The organism is Stieleria mannarensis, from assembly GCF_014154935.1.
GTDB classification, from domain to species: domain Bacteria; phylum Planctomycetota; class Planctomycetia; order Pirellulales; family Pirellulaceae; genus Stieleria; species Stieleria mannarensis.
The window spans coordinates 172,113-194,789 of sequence record NZ_JACEHH010000012.1; the positions used below are offsets into that span (position 1 = coordinate 172,113).

A 22,677-nucleotide genomic window follows, 5' to 3' on the forward strand; every position below is an offset into this window, starting at 1 on the left:
TTCCATTGGAGCCTCGCGTTACCGCCAGCGATGGATCTTCAATTGTCGGTGCTTAGTGGGCGTGATGTCGGCAGGGTGCTCGTTTCCGATGGCGGTCGCGTTTGCTGATGCAATTGCGTCGGGACCTTTGGAATCGGCGGCGGATCGGATCCAACGCCTGGCCGAACAGCACCGTTGGCGCTCGCGATACTCGCGCTTTTTGAATCGGCTACTGTTCCGTTTGGTCGCCCCTGCACAGCGATATCGGATCTTTCAACGCTTCTATCGCGTGCTCTCCGACGCATCGATCGAGCGTTTCTTTTCCCACCGATTTACCCTCACCGACGCGATTCGCATTGTGGTGGGATGTCCACCGACGCTGGTCGGATTGCGCCCGATTCAATTCCTCCGTTCATTCTCATCAGGAGCGATCCAATGATTTCCGGTCAGTTGGCTCACGGTTTGCAGTCACACTGCGGCGACGATCTTCAATCCCGACGACCCCGCCGACCCATCCTCTCACCCCTGATCCTTTCCCAACGGAGTTTGTGATGAATGACGCGAAGTACCTGGCATGGCTTGGAGTTTCCTTGACCGCCTTTATGGCCAGTGCCTTGTTCCTGCTTGTTCTGCTAAACCCCAAAGACGCATCGTATTCGTTCATGCCGCTTGCCTACGCGATTGGCTGCTTTCTGATCGGAATCGCAACGAATCTTCTCGCTCGCAGCGCCGAGCAGATTACCAGGCGCGCCGCAATGCGAGCCCGCCGTCCCTGTCCAGACGACTACAGTTCCTGAGACCATCGCCGGCGATCGTCACGCAAACGGTCACGCCGCGGCAACACTTCGACACCCAACAACGCAGCAGGAACACATGAGCAATCAAGACCATGTCCTCGTCATCGGCGGCAGCCATGGGATCAGTTTGGAACTGGTCCGGCTTCTCACCGAGCGAGACTGCCAAATCACCGCAGTCTCCCGGACCCGAGGGGGACTGGGCGATGATCGCTTCGCGGGAAACGGGGTCACACACATTGAGTGCGACGTCGTCAACGGCGACCTGTCGAAAGTCGAGTTGCCGACGTCTTTGACCGGCTTTGTTTACTGCCCCGGTTCAATCCGTTTGGGGCCGGTCAAGTCGGCCAAAGCGGAGTTGCTTCGCCAGGACTTTGAGCTGAACGTCGTGGCGGCGATGAACTGTTTTCAGGCGGCGATCCCTGCACTTCGGCAATCCGGATCGGGGAGCGCGGTTTTCTTTTCGACCGTCGCGGTGAACCATGGAATCGCGATGCACAGCTACGTCGCGGCCGCCAAGGGCGCGCTGCAGGCATTGGCAAAAACTTGGGCGGCCGAATTGGCACCGAAGATTCGCGTCAACTGTATCGCGCCCGCGCTGATAGAGACGCCTTTGTCCGCCAACCTTCTATCGACCGACGAGAAGAAAAAGGCGATGGCGGAAAAGTACCCGATGGGACGCTACGGCACGGCGAACGACATCGCCGAGATGGCCGCGTTCCTGCTCTCCCAGCGCAGTCGATGGATCACCGGCCAAACCCTCGGCGTCGACGGGGGAATGTCCGGGATCGTCCCTCTGTAACGGTGTAGCACGGTCGCGTGCCGACGCGGCCGGTCACACTCGATTCCCGATGCGATTTCGCGACCCAGATCTGACTGGTTTTTGCCTGCACTGATCAATCACCAACCAAGGCGGCGGGGCAACTGGTGGACAGCCCCGTGTAAATCACTTGCGCAAGCTTTGGCACTGTGTGTGCACTCGATTTTCTCTTCTCTCAATTGACGACAAACAGGAGCCAGTATGAGCACGACAGAAACACATTCCCAGAACACACAACCCCAGAGTGGAACATCGAATTGGGATCACTACGGCGAACACCGTGGCCGCGTCCTGCACCGAGAGCCACTCGCCAAGAACGTCAGCTTGTACGTGGTGGAAAAGCCGGAGGGATTTGATTTCCGGCCCGGCCAAGCCGTCGAGTTGGCAATCGACGAAGTCCGTTATCGAGAAAAAGCACGCCCGTTCACGATCACGAGCCTGCCGAACAATCCGCGTTTAGAGTTCATCATTAAGTCCTACCCCACCCAGCAGTTTCCCTCGCACGAGGGCGTGACCGAACATCTGGGCCGCGACATCGAAGTCAACGACCGCGTTATTTTCAGCGATCCTTGGGGCACGATCGAGTACAAAGGACCTGGGGTGTTCATCGCCGGCGGAGCCGGCATCACACCATTCATCGCGATCCTGCGAAAGCTGGAACAGGGCGGTCAATTAGACGGTAATCGGCTGTTCTTTTCGAACAAGTCACGCGAAGACGTTTTCTTACAGGGGGAGTTATTCCGCATGATGGGCCGCGCCGTCGTGTGCACCCTGACGCAAGAAAACCATCACGACTACGAACACGGCCGAATCGACAGAGCCTGGCTGGAAAGCCGAGTCGATGATTTTTCCCAACCGTTCTATGTCTGCGGGCCTCCGTCGATGGTTGATGATTTGAAGGGTACTTTGGAGGAGCTCGGCGCGGAAGTTGATTCGATTGTTTTTGAAGAGTAGGGGACGGCCGACAGCTTCAACGCATTTCCTCGATTTAGCAGTAGCGGAATTCTGCTTGCTCCGCAAACGCCGGCTCTCCCTGAGGGAGAGAATCTCGATCGATTGCCAAATCGCTCAGTAAGATTTCCGACGTTCTTACACTACGCGGTGACCGCTTCGCGGTAGGTCGGAAAATCGGTGTAGCCGTGCGCACCATCGGAATACCACAGCGACATGTCAGCCGTCTCGGCCAGCGGCCAGCCGTTGGCGAAGCGTTCAACCAGATCGGGGTTGCTGATGTACGGTCGACCGAACGCAATCAAGTCGGTGTCGCCGTCGGCGATCGCGGTTTCGGCGGACTCGCGCGTGTAGTCGACGTTGCCCATCAAGCGACCCGAGTACACCTCGCGGAAGTCAGCCAGCGTCATGGCCGGACCGAGTTCATGGAAGCCAAACCCCGTCCCATCCATCACGTGCAGGTAACCGAGGTTGTGTTCGTCCAATCGTCGCGCGACGTAGGTGAACTGTTCGCGATAATCGGGCGACCCCATGTCGTTGAAGGAACCGTTGGGGGCGATTCGAACACCGACACGATCCGATGACCACACGGAGGTGACCGCCTGGACGACCTCTTCGAGCAACCGATACCGGTTCTCGATGCTGCCGCCGTAAGCGTCGGTTCGATGATTGGTTTTAGACTGCAAGAACTGATCGAGCAGATAGCCGTTGGCGGAGTGAATTTCGACACCGTCGAAACCGGCCCGCTTTGCCCTCTCGGCGGCTTGCCGGTAGTCAGAGACGATGCCGGGAATTTCTTCGGTCCCCAACGCCCGCGGTGTCTCGTAGGGTTTCTTGCCGCTGGGCGTATGGACGCCGTCCCCTTCGATCGCGATCGCCGACGGGGCTACCGGCAATTCTCCGTCGTGGAAATCGCTGTGCGAAGCGCGACCGGTGTGCCAAAGTTGCAAAAAAATTCTACCGTTGCTGGCATGAACGGCATCGACGACCTGCTTCCATCCTTCGGTCATTTCATCGTTATAGATCCCCGGCGTGTTGGGCCAACCGATTCCTTGCGGTGACACCACCGTTGCTTCACTGATGATCAAGCCGGCGGATGCTCGCTGAGAGTAATACTCTGCCATCAAGTCATTGGGGATGCGGCGTTCACCGGCTCTGGCACGTGTCAGGGGAGCCATGACGACACGATTGGGCAAAGTCAGATCCCCGACGGTCAGCGACGAAAGCAGGTTCGTTGGCGGTTGATTGGTGTTGGAAGTTGTCATGATCGTTTCCGACGAAAGATGGTTGGGTTTCTTCAAAGGGTTGCGGCTTCGGCCGACGGCGGAATCATCCGGTGCCAACAACCCCGTGATGGGGTAACCGGCACGACCGGCTGCCAAAGCGAGCGTTACGGAGGAATACCGCAGGATTGACGCTGTCTTACAGTGCCGGGATGAAACCTTTGAAGGGCCGGTCCGTCTCCTCCAACTACTCCACAATCATCATCCCGTTCATGACTTTCCAGTGCCCCGGAAACGTGCACAGGTAGGGGTAGTGCCCCTTTTGCGACGGAGCATTGAAGTAGATCGTGAACTGCTCGCCCGGTAGCACGACGTCGGTGTGCGCCAGCACGTCGGTGGTGGCGGGGATGTAGTGACGAAGTGCCGCCTCGGGATCCGAAATCAGTCGATCGGCAAGCTCACCCACCCGATCGATGGTTCCCGGTTTGGCCAGCGCCCAATTGTGTGGCACCACGTCCGGGTTGGACAGCGTCAATGCGATCGGCTCGCCAGCAGCCACCCGCAGCGTTCGCGTCGCGTAGGACAGGTTGGTTCCGGTTTCGATGGTGATCGCACGTGCCCCGGCAAGCTTCGTTTGATACGGGTTCGGGATGCTGCGAGTTGCCATGGCAAGGTCCGCAAGGATCGGGTGCGGTGCGAGGGTCTTTCGACGCGCCACGTAACCTGGGAACCCAGTGAACGGTTCGTCGAGTTCGTGAACGGTAACGAACAGTTGATGGAATTGATCAGGCGCCGATTGCAGCGCGACGTGCAACTGGTTGACCTTTTGCAAGTCCGGCAACTCAAGGAACATTGTTTGACGATCCGGCAGAACGTGGGCGGAGTGGATATGCAAATTGTCATGGCCGCGGACGCCGAAATGACGCGTCGAAAACTCGGGCGATCCGTATCCGGGGCCGTAGCGGTAGTTCCACGCTTGTGCGAAGTGGCTGCCGGGATCGCCGGCGACCGAGACATCCAACGGCATCGAAAACGAGATCGCGATCCCGTTTTCATGGACGTGAAATCCGGTCGGCAATTGGGCAGCACCGCCGCGGAATCGGACGCGTTGGAAACAGCCGTCATCCGGCGTGTAGCTGCCCCAGCCCTGCATGCCGGTCACGTACAACTGGCCGTCGATCGGGTGGAATCGTCCGCGGTGGGCACCTGATCGGAATTCACCCGGCAGCGGCACCACGGCCCCTTGGGCTTGCCCGCCCACTCGATCGCGAAGCACCACGAAATGCGTCCCCCTGCCGAAGGAGAAGTGCAACAATTGGCGTGAGAGCGGTCCCCAAGAATCGCTGTCGACGAACACCTGGCCGCCGCTGGAATTATCCAGCGAACGCGGCAGGTACGCCAACGGCAGCTCCGGCGTCGCTCCGTCTCGCGGGCCGCGGTATCCGAAGTGTGGGACCGCAGCACGTTTGGTGACTGATGCGGTGGGCTCGGGCTCAACCGCGCAAATCATCGACGCGGGCGTCCAACTGCCTTCGGACGCCGGTACGGTCACGGTTCCATCGGGCAGCAGCCCCAGACCGTCGGGGTTGCGGAAACCGGTCGCGATGGTTTCGGCCCGCTGTCCGTCGGCTGAGATGCGAACCAAACCTTGGTTTCCCGATGCGAGGTAAAAGTTCCCCTCGGGATCACGCTCCAGTCCACAAATGAAATCATGACCGGCCGGCGAAGTTTGGTACGCGTTGCTGAAACACTCGTAGTAGTCGGCTTCAAAGTCCCCGTTCAGATCATGCAGGCGAGTGATTTCGTCGCGTCCCAATACGAAGATTCCGTCGTCATCGGCCACGATGCCCAACGCGTGGTGCAGCCCGGACGCGAACCGTCGCCAGGTCGACGTCTTTGAGGGAAATTCAAAACCGGTTACCCGCCAGACGTCACCTTGCATCGTGCAAACCAATGCCGAACCGTCGGACAAAAACGCGTGACCGCCGCAAAACATCAACGCGTTCCATGGATTCTTAAACGGCAATCCGATCGTGTCCACCGCATAGGGCGTTCCGCTTCCGAAGTTGATTTCGGTTTCGATTCGTTGCGGCCAACGCGTCGGAGCATGTTTGAGTTGGTCGCGCAGCGGGTGTGAATCCGCTGGCGCGACGACGCGAACGAAGCGACCGTCTTTTACATCCGGTGCGTCCAAGAAGTCCTGGTCGCCGATGCGATAGGCGAACACGACACGATCCGCCAGTCGATAGAAGCCCTGGTACTGAAACGGCTGCTCGGGTTTGGAGTGTTCGGGTGTAGGAAGCAGATCACCGTCGATCTTCAGTCCGTCCAGAAACCCGTGTCGGTGCGATGAAAAACGGACAAAACCGCCTTGCCACACCGCGTCATAGGTCAACGTGTCTGGATTAAAACAAGCCGCCAGTTGGCCCTGTTCCCCAAATCGCACACACACACCGCGGGGGATGGTTGTTTTGCCGATGCGGACCACACCGCACATCACCTGGCCGAGTTCGGTTTGGTTCCATCGGTCGTTGGCCCAGGTGGTGTCGTTCTGGTTGCCCCAGTGGCCTTGGTCGCCGCCATCCAGACCGGGATACTCCGCCAGCAACGGTGGGTTGGCCGGATGACCGCGGAAGAAGTTTGCTTGTTTGGCGTAAAAGTCATAAACGCGGTCACGATTGACCGGGTGCTGCCAGCTCGGCCAATCGTCCGGCACGAGCGGTTGTCGTTCGATCGGAAACTCCACCGGCCCGTGCGAGTGGGCCTGGGCGTGGGAAAGCAGCAAATCCATCTCGCCCATCGCCAGCCCCCGATCGGTTCCCAAGTCGAACAAGAACTTGAGCAATCCGCTCAGGTCTTCGTCGGACATCGCGCCGGCCAGGTTGTCGGGCATCAGCGTTCCGACCTCGCGTTGTAAAACGACCTCGTCGATCGTGATCGCCGTCTCGCTTGGCGGATCGGCGGCGGGATCGCGGAGCACGATTGCTTCGTCGTCTTGGCGAACCAGATAGCCTTGGTGTGTGCGTCCGGATTCATCCAGAACCAGATGGGCCAGGTACTCCGGCGGGATGTGTCGCTTGGGCCACAACACCGATTCGACCAGTTCCTCGGGCTTTCGTTGCTTGCCGATCGACGTCAGGTCCGGACCGACGGTGCCGCCGTGCTGTCCGATGCGGTGGCAGGACAGGCACGCGGAATTGGCATCGGCGAACGTCTGCAGACCACGCTGTGGATCGCCGCCGCGAAGGGCATTGTCAACCAGAGTGGACACCCGCTCCGGTGAATAGTCTCGGTTCTTAGAAACCGGTTGCGTTTGCCGGGATTGCGATTCGTTCGTCTCATCACGGGGTGGTGGCGTCTCGTCACGCCAGATCAACCGTGTCGCGTCATCATCCTGGACCTCGACGACGGGATCGGCGGAAATCGTTCTGACGCCCTTCGAAATCCGTACCCAGTGGATCGTGCCGCGGCACCCGATCCGCCCTTCGACCAACCGGCCGATCGCCAGCTTTCCGGCCACTCCCTCTCGACCGCGTGACTGGATCGCTTGGTCTGCGACCGGTTTGCCATCGACCAGCAACCGCACCCTGGCCGGCTGGTAGATCATCGTCACGGTGTGGGGCTTGCCGTCACAGATCATCGCATCGCTATGGACGTGATCGGGTTGCATGCCGGGCAGGTAGGCGGTGAAGTTGCCGGTAACGTTGTTGGAAAAGATTTCCCAGTGGTCGCCCGACCGTTTGGGATCACTGGCAACCAGGATGTTGTATCCGTTGGCATCGGGCAGCGTGACGCGACACTGGACCGTGATCGGCGGTTGACGATACTGCGGGCTGCCATCGAGAAGTGTTCCGCCGAGCCCTGGCCGGCCGATTGAAGACGATTGCGGCGGCGGTTGTTGCGGTGAATGGGTACGGAGCTTCGGCTTCGGCCCGGCGGGGCGACCGTCGATTTGTGGCAACAACCAATGCAAGCCGTCTAGGTTATCCCTCAACCGTTGCTCCACGTCGTCCTGCGTGTGCCCCAAAATCCCGACGGGGCCTGTGTAGCCCGAATCACGGATCGCCGTCAGAAGCTGGACATCGTATTCGCCTTCACCCAGCGGCAAAATCTTTTGCCCACGCTGGTCACCGTTGCGGGTCATGCCGTTGATGTTCAAGCACAACAAGTACGGCTTCAACGATTCCAGCACGTCGGTGAAATCGTCGAGGTGCCCGTGACCGTGATGCAGGTTGTAGACGATGCCGACATGACCGGCGTCGTGATGTTCGCGCAGGTAGTCACAGACGGCGATCATGTTCTCCGGCTCGCCGCCCCAGCCGCCGTGGTTGTACAACCCGAGCTTGCTGCCCAACTTGCGGGTCCGTTGGACCAGTGGCAGCAACTGTGACGCGGCGGCTTTCACCCGTTCGGCTTGGGTTTGCCCCACGACCGGTCGCAGCATCTGCCAGATCTGGGGGTGCATGTCGTACTTTTCGAACAACCGAAAGGCGTCGTCGTGCGATCCCCAAAACGCAAAGTATTCCAGCCCGTGCTTTTTGTATTGCAGGATCTCTTCTTCAAACGTCGGCACATGCTCGGCACGCCAATCGTAGGCGACGCGGCGCAGCCCGAGTCGCCGGACCATCTCGGCACGCTCGGCCGGACCTCGCTTTTTCGCGTCGAAGGGCACGATGCACCAGGCGACCAGATTGTCGTCGCGCAGGTTCGTGGGCGTTTCGGCAAAGCACTCTGTGATGACGGCGATGCACAACAGGATCGCCAGGGGGGCACGTCGATAGACCATGGGGTGAGATTTTCAGCACCGATTGATGAAGACGAATTCGTTTCGAGCGGCCCATTGTAAACGCAGGCGAGTCGAGCAGTACGACGTCCTTTCCAGGTCCTCGCGCTGAACGGGCTGGCGATTGAATCGACCGCCCGGAAGGGCCATCGTACGCGCCGGAGCGATCGCCCTAAGCTGGACGGTCCCTCTCCGGCGAGACACCCACAACTGCGCGACCGCCTACAATAAGGCGGCGACGAACCCGTCCCCGTGAGCGCGACGGCGTGCGGAGCCAACCTGATCCCACTTTCGAGCATTTCATGAAAAAGCAACTCATCGCGTGGCTGGGATGCCTGTCCCTGATTTCAGCGGCAACCGTCGCACCGGCCCAAAAACCTGCCAAGCCCAACTTCGTGGTCATCATGGTCGACGACATGGGCTATGCGGGCGTCAGTTGTTTCGGCAATCCCTATTTCAAAACGCCGCAAATCGATCGGCTGGCCGCCGAGGGGATGCGGCTGACCGACTTCCATTCCTCCGGCACGGTCTGTTCTCCGACCCGCGCCGGACTGCTGACCGGACGTTATCAACAGCGATCGGGAATCGAAGCGGTGATCCATCCGGTTGCAGATCATCCCGAGCACCGCAAAGGGCTGAAACCCTCCGAGACGACCTTCGCCGAGATGCTCCAATCCGCCGGTTACACCACCGGAATCGTCGGCAAGTGGCATCAGGGTTATCCCCACAACTCCGATGACTACCATCCCCAGAATCACGGCTTCGACGATTTCGTCGGCTACCACAGCGGCAACATCGATTTCGTCAGCCACGTGGGTGACCACAACAAGTACGACTGGTGGCACGGCAAAACGGAGGCCGATGAGGAGGGCTATGCGACGGACTTGATCAACCGCTACAGCATCGATTTTATCAAGCAGAATCGCGACAAGCCGTTCTGTTTGTACGTGTCGCACTTGGCGATTCACAACCCGGTGCAAGTTCGCGGTGACCCGGTGCGACGGACGGAGTCGGAAGGCTGGAAACGCTGGAAGCCCAAGGACGAAGCTGAACGGATCGAAAAGTTCCGTGGCATCACGTTGCCGATCGATGAAGGTGTGGGGCAGATTCGTGAGACATTGGTGCGGCTGGGTTTGGATCGAAACACGTTGGTCCTGTTCTTCAGCGACAACGGCGCCTCAAGAGATTTCCCCAGCGGCAGCGATGGTTTGCGAGGCGACAAGGGATCGGTTTACGAAGGCGGTCACAAGGTGCCTTTCATCGCATGGTGGCCGGGCCAGATCCGGCCGGGCGGCCAGAGCGATGCGCCGGCGATCACGCTGGACGTGATGCCGACGTTGCTTTCACTCGGCGGCGTAAAAGCCGCTCCGCCGAAACCCTTGGACGGCATCGATCTTTCGCCGTTGCTGTTGGACCGCGATGCGTTGCCATCGCGCCCATTATTCTGGGCATCGCTCAGCAACCGTGGTGAACGCAGCGAAGCGATGCGCGAGGGACCGTGGAAACTGGTCGTTCGGCATCCCAAGGCCGCACCGGGGAGTTTCGACAACGAGACCGTCGCACTGTATCGGCTTGATCATGACCCGGCCGAGCAAACCGACTTGTCGGCGCGGCATGCGGAGCGCGCTTCCGCAATGCTGAAACGACTGAAGGCTTGGTATGCCGACACCCAGCGGACCGCCACCGAGCAACCGGGCGGTTGGTGAGCGCGGGGGACCGGCAACGATTGAAAATTGCAAAATGAACCATGCAAATTGCGAAATGATTTGAGCGACAATTCCCGCAAATTTGAATTTGCAATGAACAGTTTGCAATTTGCAATCGGGGGATCCAGCAGAATCGTTGAAGGTCTCCGAACCTACCCAACGTTCCAAGTTCCATTGATTTTCACCAGCCCTTCTCCCCCCGCAAAGCCCGGGAGAAGGAAGCCATTGCACGTTGTGTTGACTGCAGGTTGTGTTGACATCAATGCTTCCAAAGTGGGTTTTGTTTTCACTCGATGCCGACGGACGCTGCGTAGGCGCCGGTCCTACCATTCACCCGCTCTTTCGACGCGGGAATGCAGCGGGTTGGCCGTACCAAGCTGGGTGGGCGCCCGTTTTGACGGCCAGCAGGATGGCCTTGCCGTGCAGATGTTCGGGGCCGTGGGTGTAATCCCATTCCAAACGTTCTTCGTAACGCAGGATCCGCAATTCGGCTTCCTCGGCCACGGCCCAGCGGGCGAGTTGATTGGGGGCGAAGTAGTTGATCACCGCGTCTGCGGTTTCGCTTTTCGGGGCATCACTTTCGATTCCCGGGTGTCGATCGCTGCCGGGATCTTCGGTCGAATGGACTTCCACATACAGCACGCCACCGGCGCACAGCCCGGCGGTCATGCGTTTCCAAACCCGCCGAGCGTCCTCGGCGGGGATGTGATCCAAGACCGTCGTCGCGCAGATGGCGTCGAAGGCCCCCGGTGGGATCTCGTGGTCACAGACGTTCGCCACACAGGTTTCCACCTGCCCGCCGACACCGGCGGTTTCGGCCCGCTGCCGGATCCGCTGGGCACCACGGGGGCTCAAGTCGACCGCCGTGACGTGAAAGCCCACCCGGGCAAGTGCGATCGTGTCACGCCCGGCGCCGGCCCCCAAGTCGAGCGCGCGGCCGCCACAGTCCACTTGCTCCAGATACGCCGCCAACGGTGCTGACGGCACATCTCCGTAAGCGATGTCGTCACGATCGTAGGGTTCGAAAAACGGGTCGGTGGGGGCTGGCATGTAAAATCCAATCGTTGTTTTTTTCGCTTCCGATGGCCAAGATCGCGGGTTCCGGGGCGAATCGTCCAAGAATCGCTCGCCCCTCCGGCGGCCGCGTGGATAATAGCGCGTCGTCCAGCAGTTGTACCAGAAGTGCCTTGCCCCCAACGATCCGATGAAACAGTTTTTCGTCTCTGTCGCCAAGTGGAGTTGGTTCGGGTTGTTGGTGCTGGTCGCGTTCGGATACATGGCATCGGGACTGTCCGAGCCGCCGGGCGCGAGCGATTCGGGTGAAGCGAGCGATTCGGGTGAACACGACGCCCGACCGGTTCGGTTGTCCAGCGAGCAGGCGACTGCGGATGCCCCGCCGGCAAGTGATCCGTCGCATGAGGAATCGATTCGGCGCGTCGTCCAAGCGGTCAATGCGGCCCGCAACGCACAACTGGGCGATCTGGGTTTGGCCAGTGCCGATCCGGCCGACTGGATGGCCCGGTGCCGCAGAATGTCGTTGGCCCTGGTCGGCAGCGGCGTGTCGCTGGAGGAGATCCGTGCGCTCGAAACGCTGCCCGAAGACCGACGCGAATCGACGCACTTGGACAACTTGCTGCGTGACCCGCGTTTTCATGACTACTGGGCGGAACGTTGGACCCGGTTTTTGGTGGGCGCCGACGAGGGGCCGTTTGTCGTTTACCGCAGGCGTCGATTCCGTCACTGGTTGTCCGATCAGCTGGCCGCCAATCGGCGTTACGACCAGATCGTCCGCAACCTGATCACCGCCGAAGGTTTGTGGACGGATCGACCGGAGGTCAACTTTTTGACGGTGACGTTTGACAGCAACGATGGCAATCCGGACCCGATCCGCTTGGCCGCGCGAACCAGCCGTGCGTTCCTGGGATTACGAATCGACTGTTTGCAATGCCACCACGATTTTCTGGGCAACGTCAACTTGGGCGACCCGGTGCAGGCGCGTGAAGGTCGGCAGCAAGATTTTCACCAGTTGGCGGCGTTCTATAGCAGTGCCAAAACGAATGGGTTGCAAGGCATTCGCACCGGGCAAGCCGATTACAAGTACCAGTATCTGGAGGAAGACGAGGAGGTCGACGTGACGCCGGCGGTGCCCTACGCGGCGGACCTGTTGCCCGCGGAAGGCGACGCCCGCTCGCGGTTGGCGACTTGGGTGACTCATGCCGACAATCGCCAATTCTCTCGCGCGGCCGTCGCCCGGTTTTGGGCGTTGATGTTCGGACGCTCGCCGACCGAGGCGGTCGACAACCTGCCCCTGGATGAACCGTTGCCGCCGATGTTGGAACCGATCATCGATGACTTTGTGCAACACCGCAACGTCCGACGAACCATCCGAATCATTGCCCAGTGCGATGCCTTTGGAACGTCAAGTCGTGCGTCGTTTGACATCACACCGCAACATGAAGACCACTATGCGGTGTTTCCGTTGACGCGATTGCGTGCCGAACAGGTGGCCGGATCGATCGTCCAGGCGTCTAAGATCAAGGCCATCACGCGTGATTCCTCCCTGTTGGTTCAACTGATTCGATTCGGTTCGATCAATGACTTTTTGCAGCGATACGGTGACTTGGGTGAAAATGAATTCTCCAAGGACGGCATCACGATCCCGCAGCGGTTGTTGATGATCAACGGAAAAATGTTGCGTGAGGCCGGCGAGCTGAACCCGGTCTTGAACGCAACCGGACACATCAACCTGTTCGCAGGCGACGACGCTCGCGCGATCGAGACGATGTACCTGTGCTTGCTGAACCGTTATCCCGATGACGAAGAACGAGGCCATTTCGTCAACGGACTGGCCCAACGTCAGGATCGTGGCGAAGCCCTCGAAGACCTTTATTGGACGCTCGCCAACAGCACCGAATTCACTTGGAATCATTAATGAAACACCAACCTGCGCTGACTTCAATCCAATAAGATTTCCGCCATACCAATCAACCCCATGAATCACAACCAACCCCTCTGCGACCCCCACGCCCATCTCTCGCGGCGAACGCTGTTGGGAGCCGGTGCCGGTGGGGCCATGCTTTCATCCATCGCCAACCAACTCGCCTGGGCCGACGCGACCGGAGCGACCGAAGCCTCGCGGCCCAAAAATGTCATCCTGCTTTGGTTGGAAGGAGGACCGAGTCAACTGGAGACCTTTGATCCCCATCCGGGCACGACCATCGGTGGCGAAGTGGGCGCGATCGCGACGAGTGTTCCCGATCTGAAAATCGCCGACACCTTGCCACGGGTCGCCGAAAAAATGCATTTGGGATCGCTGATCCGAAGCGTGACCAGTAAAGAAGGTGATCACCAACGCGCGATCTACAACATCAAAAGCGGCTACCGTCCCGATCCCACGCTCGTGCACCCGTCGATCGGTTCGATCCTGTGTCACGAGTTTCCCGAAGCGTTGGATATCCCGCGACACATCTCGATCCTGCCCCAGAACGCACCGGCGCGCGGCGGTTACCTGGGGCCGATCTACGACGCCTTCAAAATCGGCGATCCGCAGAACCCCGTGCCCGATCTCAAATCACCGATCGCGGAGGAGCGGTTCGATCGCAGGATGAAGGATCTGCAATGGTTGGAAGACCGATTCCGGCGACAACGACTGCGTGACATGGACGAAAACCGAACCCTGCACCAGGCGTCCACCGAAGCGGCGCTCCGCATGATGTCCAGCGAGCAGGTCGATGCGTTTGATGTTTCCGGTGAATCCAAGCAGACGCTGGAACGATTCGGCGACACGCCGTTCGGACGCGGTTGCCTTGCGGCGACGCGGTTGATCGCCGCCGGGGTGCGCTGCGTGGAGGTCACCCTGGGCGGATGGGATTCGCACATCACCAACCATTCGTTGCAATCGGCGCGCTGTGAGATCCTGGATGCGGCCTTGGCGGCGCTGTTGGACCGACTGGTCGAACAAGAGTTGCTGGAAACGACGCTGGTCGTTTGCGGCGGCGAATTCGGACGCACGCCACAAATCAATCCGGCCGAGGGACGTGATCACTGGCCGCACGGATTTTCGACCTTCCTGGCCGGGTGTGGCATTCGCAAGGGCGGCGTTTACGGATCCACCGCGGCCGATCCCAAACTGGATCCCGACAAGCCATTGGCGGACGTCGCCAATCCGCTCACGATCGGCGACCTGCACGCGACGATTCTATCCACACTGGGCGTGCCCTATCACGAAGAAAGACAAACGCCGATCGGCCGCCCGCTGAGAATTAGCGAAGGCGAACCGATCCGAGAGGTGTTGGTGTAGCGGAAGCCGCCAAGGCTTTCGGCCCCCCGTGCGGCGCCGCCACGCCCCTGCGAAACTCTTGCCGCACCCGTGCGAAACTCGCCGCCGCGCCCGTGCGAAACTCGCCGCCGCACCCGTGCGAAACTCGGCGCCGCGCCCGTGCGAAACTCTTGGCGAGTTCCGCTACCTGAAAAGCACGGTGCGGCTCTCGACTAGTGCACGTGTTCGAAATCCGGCTCTTTGCCTTCGTACGCTCGGTACAAATCAAAGATCGCTTTTTCGAGCACCTTGGCGGTTTCCGGATCCGCCGATTGTTTGCACTTCATCGCTGCGATGATGACCGCGTGCGCGGCGGTCAGTTTCTTGGTGTAACCTTCGCTGCCCGGCTTGATGCGTTGCGCCAGGAAGTACGCCGAAATCGTGTTTTGGATCTTCGTCGCGTGCTCTTCTTTGGTCAGCACCCAACGTCCAGCCTGATTGACCGACTGGGCGGACATTTGGCCCGCGGTGATCTCATTGATCTGCAATTGAGCTTTCGAGATCGTGTGTTCGTCTTCGAGCATTTGTTCAAATCGCATTTGGTCCCCATAGATTCCGCAGGGAACTTGGCAATGGGCCATCGCGATCGAGGCGGTGATCAGCAGCGCAAAGGTGGCAGTCAGAATTCGGGTCATGTCGTTCACTCTCATCAAGTCGTTTCTTCTAATTCATAGACACAGATCGTTCGCTCGCGCCATCGGTCCGCCGCTTGGGCTGGTGGTGCAAAGTCGAACCCGATCAGGCGCGATTATAGACCGCGACACGCATGCGGTGGCGAGGGGAATCTTGTCGGATTGGGAATATCCCCGGCAATCGACCGAAAAACGAGTCGGGAGGGCGAATCGATCCCTGCAGGTTACAATGAATCCGTCGATCGAAACACCGATCACACGGCAAATCGCAACGCCGATCCGACGGTCGAGCGCGTTCTCCGTGAACTTCGCGCGTGGATCGTGTGACCTTCGCGTAGACACCTGATTCCCCCCAGACCGACTCACCCCAGACCAACCGAATTGCCCACATCGACCGAAACCTTTGAGCACGGAATCTTTCGCATTCATGCCGTCGCTCCACCGACTGCCGTGGCCAACCCAACGGCCAACACCGATGCGATCCTGACGGCGATCGGAAACTCCGATGCGGATTTGGTCGTGCTGCCTGAATTGGCACTCACGGGCTATACATGCGGTGACTTGTTTGGCAGTGATTCCTTGCTGGGCGGCGCCATCGAGGGGTTGCTGCGGATCGTCCGAGCCAGTGGCGACCGCCCGGGGGTGGTGGTCGTCGGGCTGCCCCTGGTGGTCGGTGATTCGTTGATGAACGTCGCCGCAGTGATCCGCGACGGGGCGATCGCCGGAGTGGTGCCGAAGTCATTTTTGCCGACCTACCGCGAATTCTATGAGGGACGCCACTTCCGCCCCGCCGGTCTGGCGGATCCCGAAACGGTCGTCATCGCGGGCCAGGAAGTTCCCTTCGGCACGGATTTGTTGTTCCGAATCGGCGAAGCCGTCATCGCGGTCGAAATCTGCGAGGACCTCTGGACGCCGATCCCGCCCAGCAGCAGCGCCTCGGTCGCCGGGGCCAACGTGTTGGTCAATCTTTCGGCCAGCAACGAAACGATCGGCAAGGCCGCCTGGCGTCGCGATTTGGTCAAATCACAGTCGGGTCGTTGCATCGCCGCCTATGCCTATGTCTCGTCGGGACCGGGCGAATCGACGTCGGATCTGGTTTTCGGAGGTCACTGTCTGGTCGCCGAAAACGGATCCCTGATCGGCCAGTCGCGTCGGATCGGGGACGGCCGATCACCCGAATGGGTCGCCGAAACGTCGGTCACCTGTGACATCGATTTACAGCGTCTGGCGCACGACCGCCGCGTCGTGGGTTCCTTTGACGATGTCGCCGAACACACCGAACTTGAATTTCGACAGATTCAATTGGGCGAACGTGCCTCAGATCATCCGGCACCGAAAACATTGCTGCGTTATGTCGACGCGCACCCCTTCGTTCCGTCAGAAGAAGGCGAACTGGCCGAACGCTGTGCCGAGATTTTTGCGATCCAATCGGCGGGTCTGATCAAGCGACTTTCTTGTCTCTCGAAATCGACGCCGCTGGCGATCGGCATCTCCGGCGGTTTGGACAGCACGTTGGCGCTGTTGGTCGCGCTCAAGGCGGTCGATGCGGCCGGCTGGCCGCGAACATCAATCCACGCCATCACCATGCCGGGGTTCGGGACCACCGATCACACCCGAACCAGTGCCGATCAATTGATCGAAGCGACCGGCGTGACCGGCGATTGCATCGATATCCGCCAACTGTGCTTGGACACCTTTCGATCGCTTGATCATCGTCCGCTGGGATTGGACATCGACGAGGGCACGTCGGTGGAATCCTTACAGCGTCAACTGAATCAGTTGCCCGATGACGCCTCCGATCTGACGTTTGAAAACGTCCAGGCACGCATCCGGACGATGCTGCTGATGAACCGTGGCTTTGTGCTCGGAACCGGCGACATGAGCGAGCAGGCGCTCGGCTGGGCCACGTACAACGCCGATCACATGTCGATGTACAACGTCAACACCTCGATCCCCAAGACGCTGGTGCGGTTTCTGGTCCGCTACGCCGCCGATCACTACTTCGACGGCAGGCTCGGCGATCTGTTGCATCGCGTCGCCGACACGCCGATCTCGCCGGAACTGTTGCCACCGGCCAGCGACGGCACCATTCGCCAGAACACCGAAAGCTCCATCGGGGCGTACGAATTGCACGATTTCTTCCTGTATCACTTCGTTCGCAACGGTTTCACCCGTCAAAAAATCCTCTACCTGGCCTCCCAAGCGACGTTCGACCAACCGTACGATTCGGCGACGATCGCCGAAACGCTAAACCAGTTCCTCACACGGTTCTTTCGCAACCAATTCAAACGTAATTGTGTGCCCGATGGTCCCAAAGTCGGCTCGGTCAGCCTGTCGCCCCGCGGTGATTGGCGGATGCCCAGCGATGCCGACGGTGGGGCCTATTGAGTAGAGCCGATGGAGTCGAGCCGATGGAGTCGGCGGGGCCGATCAAGCGGAATAACCGGAACGCTTGAACGCGCCTGGCCATGGTTCGCGTTCGGGTTCTGCGGGTTACTCCGCTGCACCACGTTGGACCGAATCAAGCGTTTGTTCATTTACATCGGGTCAATCGCGTTGGTCGGTCGGGGCGATCCGATTCTCGACGGCAATCGATGCTTCGATTCTTGCTGGCCGCAACGCCTGGCCGAACCCAAGGAAGCAGCAATGCGCGATCCAGGGACGGCTCGCACTTCGGCAAACAAGCAAGGAAGCGTTAGATGTCAACCAGCAATCGACGCGGCAATTCGGTCGCAAAACTTGCCGCGGCCCTGTGTGTTCTTGCGGCGCTGTGCGTTCTTTCCACCGGGACGTCGTCGGCAGACGCAGCCGACGTGCCCCACCTGGTCAGAACCACCGTGCCCGTCCGCGTCGATTCGGTGACCGCGATGGCCGACCAGGCCGACGTCGTCCGCTCGGTGAAGCGGTCGGCCCTGATCCGACATGTCGTGCCAAATCCGTCGCCGCTCGGCCGCGTCGCCGCGGTCGCCGGCAGCGCCGAGATGGCCCCCACCCGTTCGGCGGCGGTGCCCCAGCGGACACCGGCTCCGCGAATTGAACTTCACCGAAACCCCCTGGTCGCCGACGCCCCGCCCCAGTTGCGTCAATTTCCCGTCCAGCCGCCGCTGTCCGTGGCGTCGACACGCGACTCGCGGTTTCCCAGCGACGGTTCACTGGTGATCAGTCCTCCGGTTTCGGCCGGTCCGCCGGTTTCAGGCAAAACGCACGCGATGCCGTCGCAACCGGCCGCGGACCTGGACGATGCCCTGGACGCCTTGTCGGTCGAGACGAATCACGCGCCGGCGATTCTTGGGGCCGCGCGGGGCCATGGGTTTGGTTCACTGGCCATCGATCAAATCGGCGGCCATCTCGATCAATCCGACTCCTCCGCTGACACGATGCAGTATCCGCCGCTGGGGCGTTACGCGACCGACCTGGTGATGCCCTCGCCCGCGCAGTCGCGGGAGTTCAATCAGCCGCTGGGGTCTCACACAACGGGCACGGTCAGTTCATTCCGGGAACAACTCGGCGCGATCGACACAGACAACTTGAACGAAGACCGTTTGCCGACGTTGCCGTCGCCGACCGCGGCGACGGACCAAGATCTGCCCCACCGCGATGCGATCGCCCGATCACTCAAAGTGCTCGGGCAAGGCCCCGTGTCATCGCCGGATCAGCCTGCCGGTACGCCGGCGATGGAGGTCGCGATGCACCAACCGCCGTTGAAGCGTGCCGAGTCGAAACGGGCCGAGGCGAAACGAGCCGAGGCGATTCGGGCCGAGGCGAGCCCCGACGGCAACGATCCAGTGGCGATGGAGACAGACGAACGGGCTGTCGCTCGAACGGCTCGATCGAACGCATCGGATTCGGACCGGGACGCGGATGATCCCAAACCGTCGCTGGCCGAAAAATTTGTCGGCTGGTCAAAGAAGCTGACCTTCGGCCGCACGTCGTCGAAGGATCAAGCCGTCTCCACACGTTTGTCCGACGAGTCGTCGGGGATTCAAACGACGCCCTCGCGCAAACGCTCCGGTGGCATCCTCACCCAGTGGCTCAACCGATCTCGATAGGCATTTGTAACTGTCTCGATGTACGACGGCCCTTCCGGACTGGCGTTCGCACGACTTCCCCTCGACAGAAGTCGCTCTCTCGCTTGCGCTACGAGCTTGGATGGATCAAAAAGTAGCGTCGTCCGCTAGACATCGCAAACCGCGAACGCTTCTTCGAGCGAGCGGATCGGGTCGTCGCTGGTCGGGATGAACTCCTGGGCGACGTAGCCGGTGTAGCCGGTCGCCTTGATCGCACGCATCACGGCGGGGTAGTTGATTTCGTTGCGGCCGTCCAACTCGCGTCGGCCCGGGTTGCCGGCGGTGTGGTAGTGACCGATGATCGACTGGTACTTCTGCAAGTTCGCGATCAGGTCGCCGTTCATGATTTGAACGTGATAGATGTCGTACAGCAGTTTGAATTTTTCGCTGCCGACCGCGTTGACCAATTCGGCGCACTGGTGAATGTCATCGCCCCAGTATCCGGGGTGCCCCTTCATCGGATGCACCGACCCGTCGGGATTCAGGTGGGCCTTGCTGTTGAGATGCTCCAGGACCAGGCCGATGCCTTTTTCTTCGGCGTAGGGGATGACGCGTTTCCAGCAGTCCAGGCAATTTTTTCGCGCCGCGGCGTCGCTGATCCCCGCCTTTTGCATCCCGGTGAACGTGATCACGTTGGGGGCACCGTATTTGACCGCCAAGTCGATTCCTTCGCGAAGTTTCTTTTCGACCAGGGCGTGATTGTCTCTGTCCAACGGCCCGGTGGCGAATCCGTGGCTGCCGACCAGCGAAATCTTCAGCCCCATCCCGGTGACTTGGTCGTACAGGTTGGAATTGATACCCTCCATCGCTTCCAATCCGATGCGTTTGCACTCGGCGGCCAGTTTCAGCATGTCCATCGGGTTGAAGCACCAGCCCATGATGGATTGTCGAATCCGACCGTCACCGGCCGTCGTGTCATCGCCCAGCAAACGAGTCGGGGCCAACGCCGCCCCGGCGGCGGCGATCAAATGGGCGGCAACAAAATCACGACGTTTCACGGGTGGGACCTCTGGGGATTGGAGCAATCAAGGGAAATCAGACCACTCATGCTAACCGAATTCCAGCTCAAGATGGAAAAGGCCGTGCTCGGGTTGCGTCCCGGCGAAGTCGTCAGTTTTGGCGACATCGCCGCTGCCGCAGGCCGCCCGGCGGCCGCGCGCGCCGCTGGACGAATGCTGTCTCAATCGATGGATACCCTACCCTGGTGGCGCGTCGTCTACAGCGACGGCCAGCTGCCCCCGTGCAACCCCAGCGTCCAAGCCGAACGCCTGGCCGAAGAAGGCGTCCAGTTGGCCGCCTTCCGCGTCGTCCGATCCCCGCTGGGGCGTTTCAAAAAGTAGAACCGAGGAACGGCAAAACAATGGGGGCAAAACAATTTCTGGCTGTGCCACGCGTTGCATTCATCACGCCCCACTCACTTTGACAGCGGCTTCGGGTTGTCGACGAACGCCGCCGGTCGGCTGTTGGCTGCGATGTCTTTCGCAAAATCGGCGAAGCGTTTGTTGAGCTGTTTCACAACTTCGGGATGAGACTCGATCACGCTTTTCTGTTCGCCGATGTCGTCGTCAAGATTGTAGAGTTGCACCGGTCCGCGCGCGAGAAGCATTTGTACCGCTCCGGCGTCGATCTTTTTTATTTTTCCGTTTTCAGCTTGTCGAACCAGTCGCGTTTTCGTCTGGAGGAATTGCCCAGTCTGTTGCGGGCCCCCTTTCTAAACTCTTCAGAGGATCGATTGATGAGACAGCGACGTTGCCGAGTCCGGAAGCGTGCCCTTCGGCCGGAGAACTTGGAGCCACGGGTAGTGCTGATCACCCAGGACGTCGGGCCGACGCTCGACGGCACCGGCACCCGTCCGGCCGCGGCGGTGGTCACCGACAGCAAATTTACCCGCAACGTCGCCAAAGCCGCACAGAATGATCCCGCGGCGGCACGGGAAGTGGTGAGGGTGACGGCGGAAACGGCTACGGCGCCGGCATTTACAACGCCCAAGCCGGTTCGTTCAGCATCGACACCGAATCCCTCCGCAACACCCGCTGGAACCTCCTCGACGACGTCATCGGAGACTTGGACCTGCTGGACGACTAACAACGGCGTCGAGTCGAACCTTCGAGCCGTTGGCCGGTCGAGACACCCAAAGCCCCGCCGTCGCGGGCGCAAACACCCAACGACGTGTTCATGCGGGTCGTCCGCCCGCGCCGCCGAGCCGGCCTGAGCGACGATCAAATCCGCCCCGAGCTCGAGCGCGCCCTCGTCGCCGCCGGCTTCGCCCCCGACGCAGAAAGGATCTGATGGACAGAGTAACGAGTCGCGAGCGGCGAGATACGAGTCGAAGAAAGCGGAGCCTGACGCCCCGTCAGAAACTTTCGCTGGCGATGCAAGATCCCGATCGCTGGGTCTGCCAAATCACCTACCAAGACCGCACAGGTAAACAAACCACGCGCCTAATCAGCCCCATCCGTTGGACCGCACAAAACCAAAACCTGCTGGCACTCTGCATCAGCCGCGAAGAACCGCGTCAATTCGCCATCGCCCGAATTATTCCGTCGAGCTCATTCACTCATCCGACGTCCTTATGGGCAGCCCCTCGACGCAAGAAGAAGGGGCAGCGCAACATGCTTGAAACCCACCGAATCGATCTGCAAATCATCGAGGCGATCGAATCCCTTCGCGACGGCGGCACCGTCGTCGAGATTCATCGCTGGATCAACGAGTGCGGAACCGATCCGCTCTCGATCGACGCGGTGAAACGTCACCTGCCAGGCTTGGTTCGAATAGGTCGAGTTCGAGGCGTGAAAGCGTTTCGAGACGAACGATTGGTGACGGTTTGGATGATGTCGTGAGAAGATTGCATGAACGTCGTCCAAGTTTTCTCACTGGAGCCGCAAGGTGTCTTTCCAGCCTAAGTCGACAACCGTAATTTCGCGATTTGTGGCAGTTGACGTCGATCCTGCCTCGTGAATCCTCCTTCGCTTTGTTTCGAGTGGCATGAAGACAACGTACCAGCACTTAAATACGATCCAAAAAGGCTCTTTCGGAGAGGCCTACGCCAAGATGGCTTTTACGCTTGAGGGCTTTGAGGTTTACGATTCGGAGTACGACGACCGCGGTGTCGATTTTGTGGTCCGTAGTCGATCGGGAAAGTTCTTTTCCGTGCAGGTCAAGTCAACGGATCCGACGTCGAACCCATTCGTCAAAGCAGACAAGTTCATTTCCAGTTCGGACTACCTGCTGTGTGCCGTCCGCTTGACCGAAGGTCAGCAGCCCGCGATCTATTTGGCCCGTGGGTCCGAATGAAACGAGACCAACGACCACTTGCACTTCAACCCCAACGGCGGAGCAAGCGGTGCGTACTACGAGATGCGATTTGCCGCCAAGTATGCCGATGCGTTGCGAAGCAACTTGTT

General features: G+C 60.0%; 19 protein-coding genes. 12 read left to right on the forward strand and 7 right to left on the reverse strand.

The genetic code is table 11. The features are described 5' to 3' along the window. Nucleotides 1-64 precede the first annotated feature (64 nt). The 4 genes from H1B37_RS10640 to H1B37_RS10655 all read left to right on the forward strand — a co-directional run bounded on the left by H1B37_RS10640 (nt 65) and on the right by H1B37_RS10655 (nt 2,547). A complete protein-coding gene (locus H1B37_RS10640) occupies nt 65-418 on the forward strand; it encodes a lycopene cyclase family protein (RefSeq protein ID WP_286177610.1) in 354 nt (117 codons plus the stop codon). Between the two features lie 112 nt (nt 419-530). After that, the gene (locus tag H1B37_RS10645; RefSeq protein ID WP_182866616.1) at nt 531-776 is read left to right on the forward strand and encodes a hypothetical protein; all 246 of its coding nucleotides are present in this window, start codon (nt 531-533) and stop codon (nt 774-776) included. 76 nt (nt 777-852) lie between these two features. Beyond that, a complete protein-coding gene (locus H1B37_RS10650) occupies nt 853-1,575 on the forward strand; it encodes an SDR family NAD(P)-dependent oxidoreductase (protein WP_182866617.1) in 723 nt (240 codons plus the stop codon). A 219-nt stretch (nt 1,576-1,794) separates the two neighbouring features. Continuing rightward, nucleotides 1,795-2,547, forward strand: a complete 753-nt coding sequence (locus H1B37_RS10655) for an FAD-binding oxidoreductase (protein WP_182866618.1) — start codon at nt 1,795-1,797, stop codon at nt 2,545-2,547. Between the two features lie 140 nt (nt 2,548-2,687). On the opposite strand, the gene H1B37_RS10660 is transcribed toward H1B37_RS10655, so the two are convergent. Further along, nucleotides 2,688-3,809, reverse strand: a complete 1,122-nt coding sequence (locus H1B37_RS10660) for an alkene reductase (protein ID WP_182866619.1) — start codon at nt 3,807-3,809, stop codon at nt 2,688-2,690. Nucleotides 3,810-4,014: 205 nt separating this feature from the next. Beyond that, a complete protein-coding gene (locus H1B37_RS10665) occupies nt 4,015-8,553 on the reverse strand; it encodes a DUF6797 domain-containing protein (protein ID WP_182866620.1) in 4,539 nt (1,512 codons plus the stop codon). A gap of 299 nt (nt 8,554-8,852) precedes the next feature. Here H1B37_RS10665 and H1B37_RS10670 point away from each other — a divergent pair, with 299 nt between their 5' ends. Further along, nucleotides 8,853-10,256: a sulfatase-like hydrolase/transferase gene (locus H1B37_RS10670; protein WP_182866621.1), complete on the forward strand. Its 1,404-nt coding sequence runs from the start codon at nt 8,853-8,855 to the stop codon at nt 10,254-10,256. 330 nt (nt 10,257-10,586) lie between these two features. Here the strand turns inward: H1B37_RS10670 and H1B37_RS10675 are convergent, their stop codons facing one another. Continuing rightward, nucleotides 10,587-11,306, reverse strand: a complete 720-nt coding sequence (locus H1B37_RS10675) for a class I SAM-dependent methyltransferase (RefSeq protein WP_182866622.1) — start codon at nt 11,304-11,306, stop codon at nt 10,587-10,589. 154 nt (nt 11,307-11,460) lie between these two features. Between H1B37_RS10675 and H1B37_RS10680 the strand changes: the two genes are divergently transcribed. Together H1B37_RS10680 and H1B37_RS10685 are read left to right on the forward strand one after the other, a co-directional pair. Next, nucleotides 11,461-13,188 carry a DUF1549 domain-containing protein gene (locus tag H1B37_RS10680; RefSeq protein ID WP_182866623.1) on the forward strand — a complete coding sequence of 576 codons (1,728 nt, stop codon included), beginning with the start codon at nt 11,461-11,463 and terminating at the stop codon, nt 13,186-13,188. 60 nt (nt 13,189-13,248) lie between these two features. Continuing rightward, complete coding sequence (locus tag H1B37_RS10685) at nt 13,249-14,556, forward strand: DUF1501 domain-containing protein (protein ID WP_182866624.1); 1,308 nt, start codon at nt 13,249-13,251, stop codon at nt 14,554-14,556. A gap of 191 nt (nt 14,557-14,747) precedes the next feature. Here H1B37_RS10685 and H1B37_RS10690 read toward each other — a convergent pair whose 3' ends face one another. Next, on the reverse strand, nt 14,748-15,224 hold the full coding sequence (locus H1B37_RS10690; RefSeq protein ID WP_286177611.1) for a superoxide dismutase [Ni]: 477 nt from the start codon (nt 15,222-15,224) through the stop codon (nt 14,748-14,750). A gap of 363 nt (nt 15,225-15,587) precedes the next feature. Here H1B37_RS10690 and H1B37_RS10695 point away from each other — a divergent pair, with 363 nt between their 5' ends. Then, on the forward strand, nt 15,588-17,594 hold the full coding sequence (locus H1B37_RS10695) for an NAD(+) synthase (protein WP_182866625.1): 2,007 nt from the start codon (nt 15,588-15,590) through the stop codon (nt 17,592-17,594). 311 nt (nt 17,595-17,905) lie between these two features. Next, entirely contained in the window at nt 17,906-19,255 is a 1,350-nt protein-coding gene (locus H1B37_RS10700; protein ID WP_182866626.1) for a hypothetical protein, read from the forward strand. A gap of 125 nt (nt 19,256-19,380) precedes the next feature. On the opposite strand, the gene H1B37_RS10705 is transcribed toward H1B37_RS10700, so the two are convergent. Continuing rightward, nucleotides 19,381-20,271 carry a TIM barrel protein gene (locus tag H1B37_RS10705; RefSeq protein ID WP_353620817.1) on the reverse strand — a complete coding sequence of 297 codons (891 nt, stop codon included), beginning with the start codon at nt 20,269-20,271 and terminating at the stop codon, nt 19,381-19,383. 48 nt (nt 20,272-20,319) lie between these two features. On the opposite strand from H1B37_RS10705, the gene H1B37_RS10710 reads away from it, so the two are divergent. Continuing rightward, entirely contained in the window at nt 20,320-20,613 is a 294-nt protein-coding gene (locus H1B37_RS10710) for an MGMT family protein (RefSeq protein WP_286177612.1), read from the forward strand. 74 nt (nt 20,614-20,687) lie between these two features. On the opposite strand, the gene H1B37_RS10715 is transcribed toward H1B37_RS10710, so the two are convergent. Both H1B37_RS10715 and H1B37_RS33360 read right to left on the reverse strand, forming a co-directional pair. Further along, nucleotides 20,688-20,879, reverse strand: a complete 192-nt coding sequence (locus H1B37_RS10715; RefSeq protein ID WP_182866628.1) for a hypothetical protein — start codon at nt 20,877-20,879, stop codon at nt 20,688-20,690. Between the two features lie 26 nt (nt 20,880-20,905). After that, entirely contained in the window at nt 20,906-21,496 is a 591-nt protein-coding gene (locus H1B37_RS33360) for a hypothetical protein (protein WP_220498147.1), read from the reverse strand. 389 nt (nt 21,497-21,885) lie between these two features. Between H1B37_RS33360 and H1B37_RS10720 the strand changes: the two genes are divergently transcribed. Together H1B37_RS10720 and H1B37_RS10725 are read left to right on the forward strand one after the other, a co-directional pair. Continuing rightward, on the forward strand, nt 21,886-22,113 hold the full coding sequence (locus H1B37_RS10720; RefSeq protein WP_182866629.1) for a hypothetical protein: 228 nt from the start codon (nt 21,886-21,888) through the stop codon (nt 22,111-22,113). A gap of 145 nt (nt 22,114-22,258) precedes the next feature. After that, a complete protein-coding gene (locus H1B37_RS10725) occupies nt 22,259-22,567 on the forward strand; it encodes a DUF4365 domain-containing protein (RefSeq protein ID WP_182866630.1) in 309 nt (102 codons plus the stop codon). Nucleotides 22,568-22,677 lie beyond the last annotated feature (110 nt).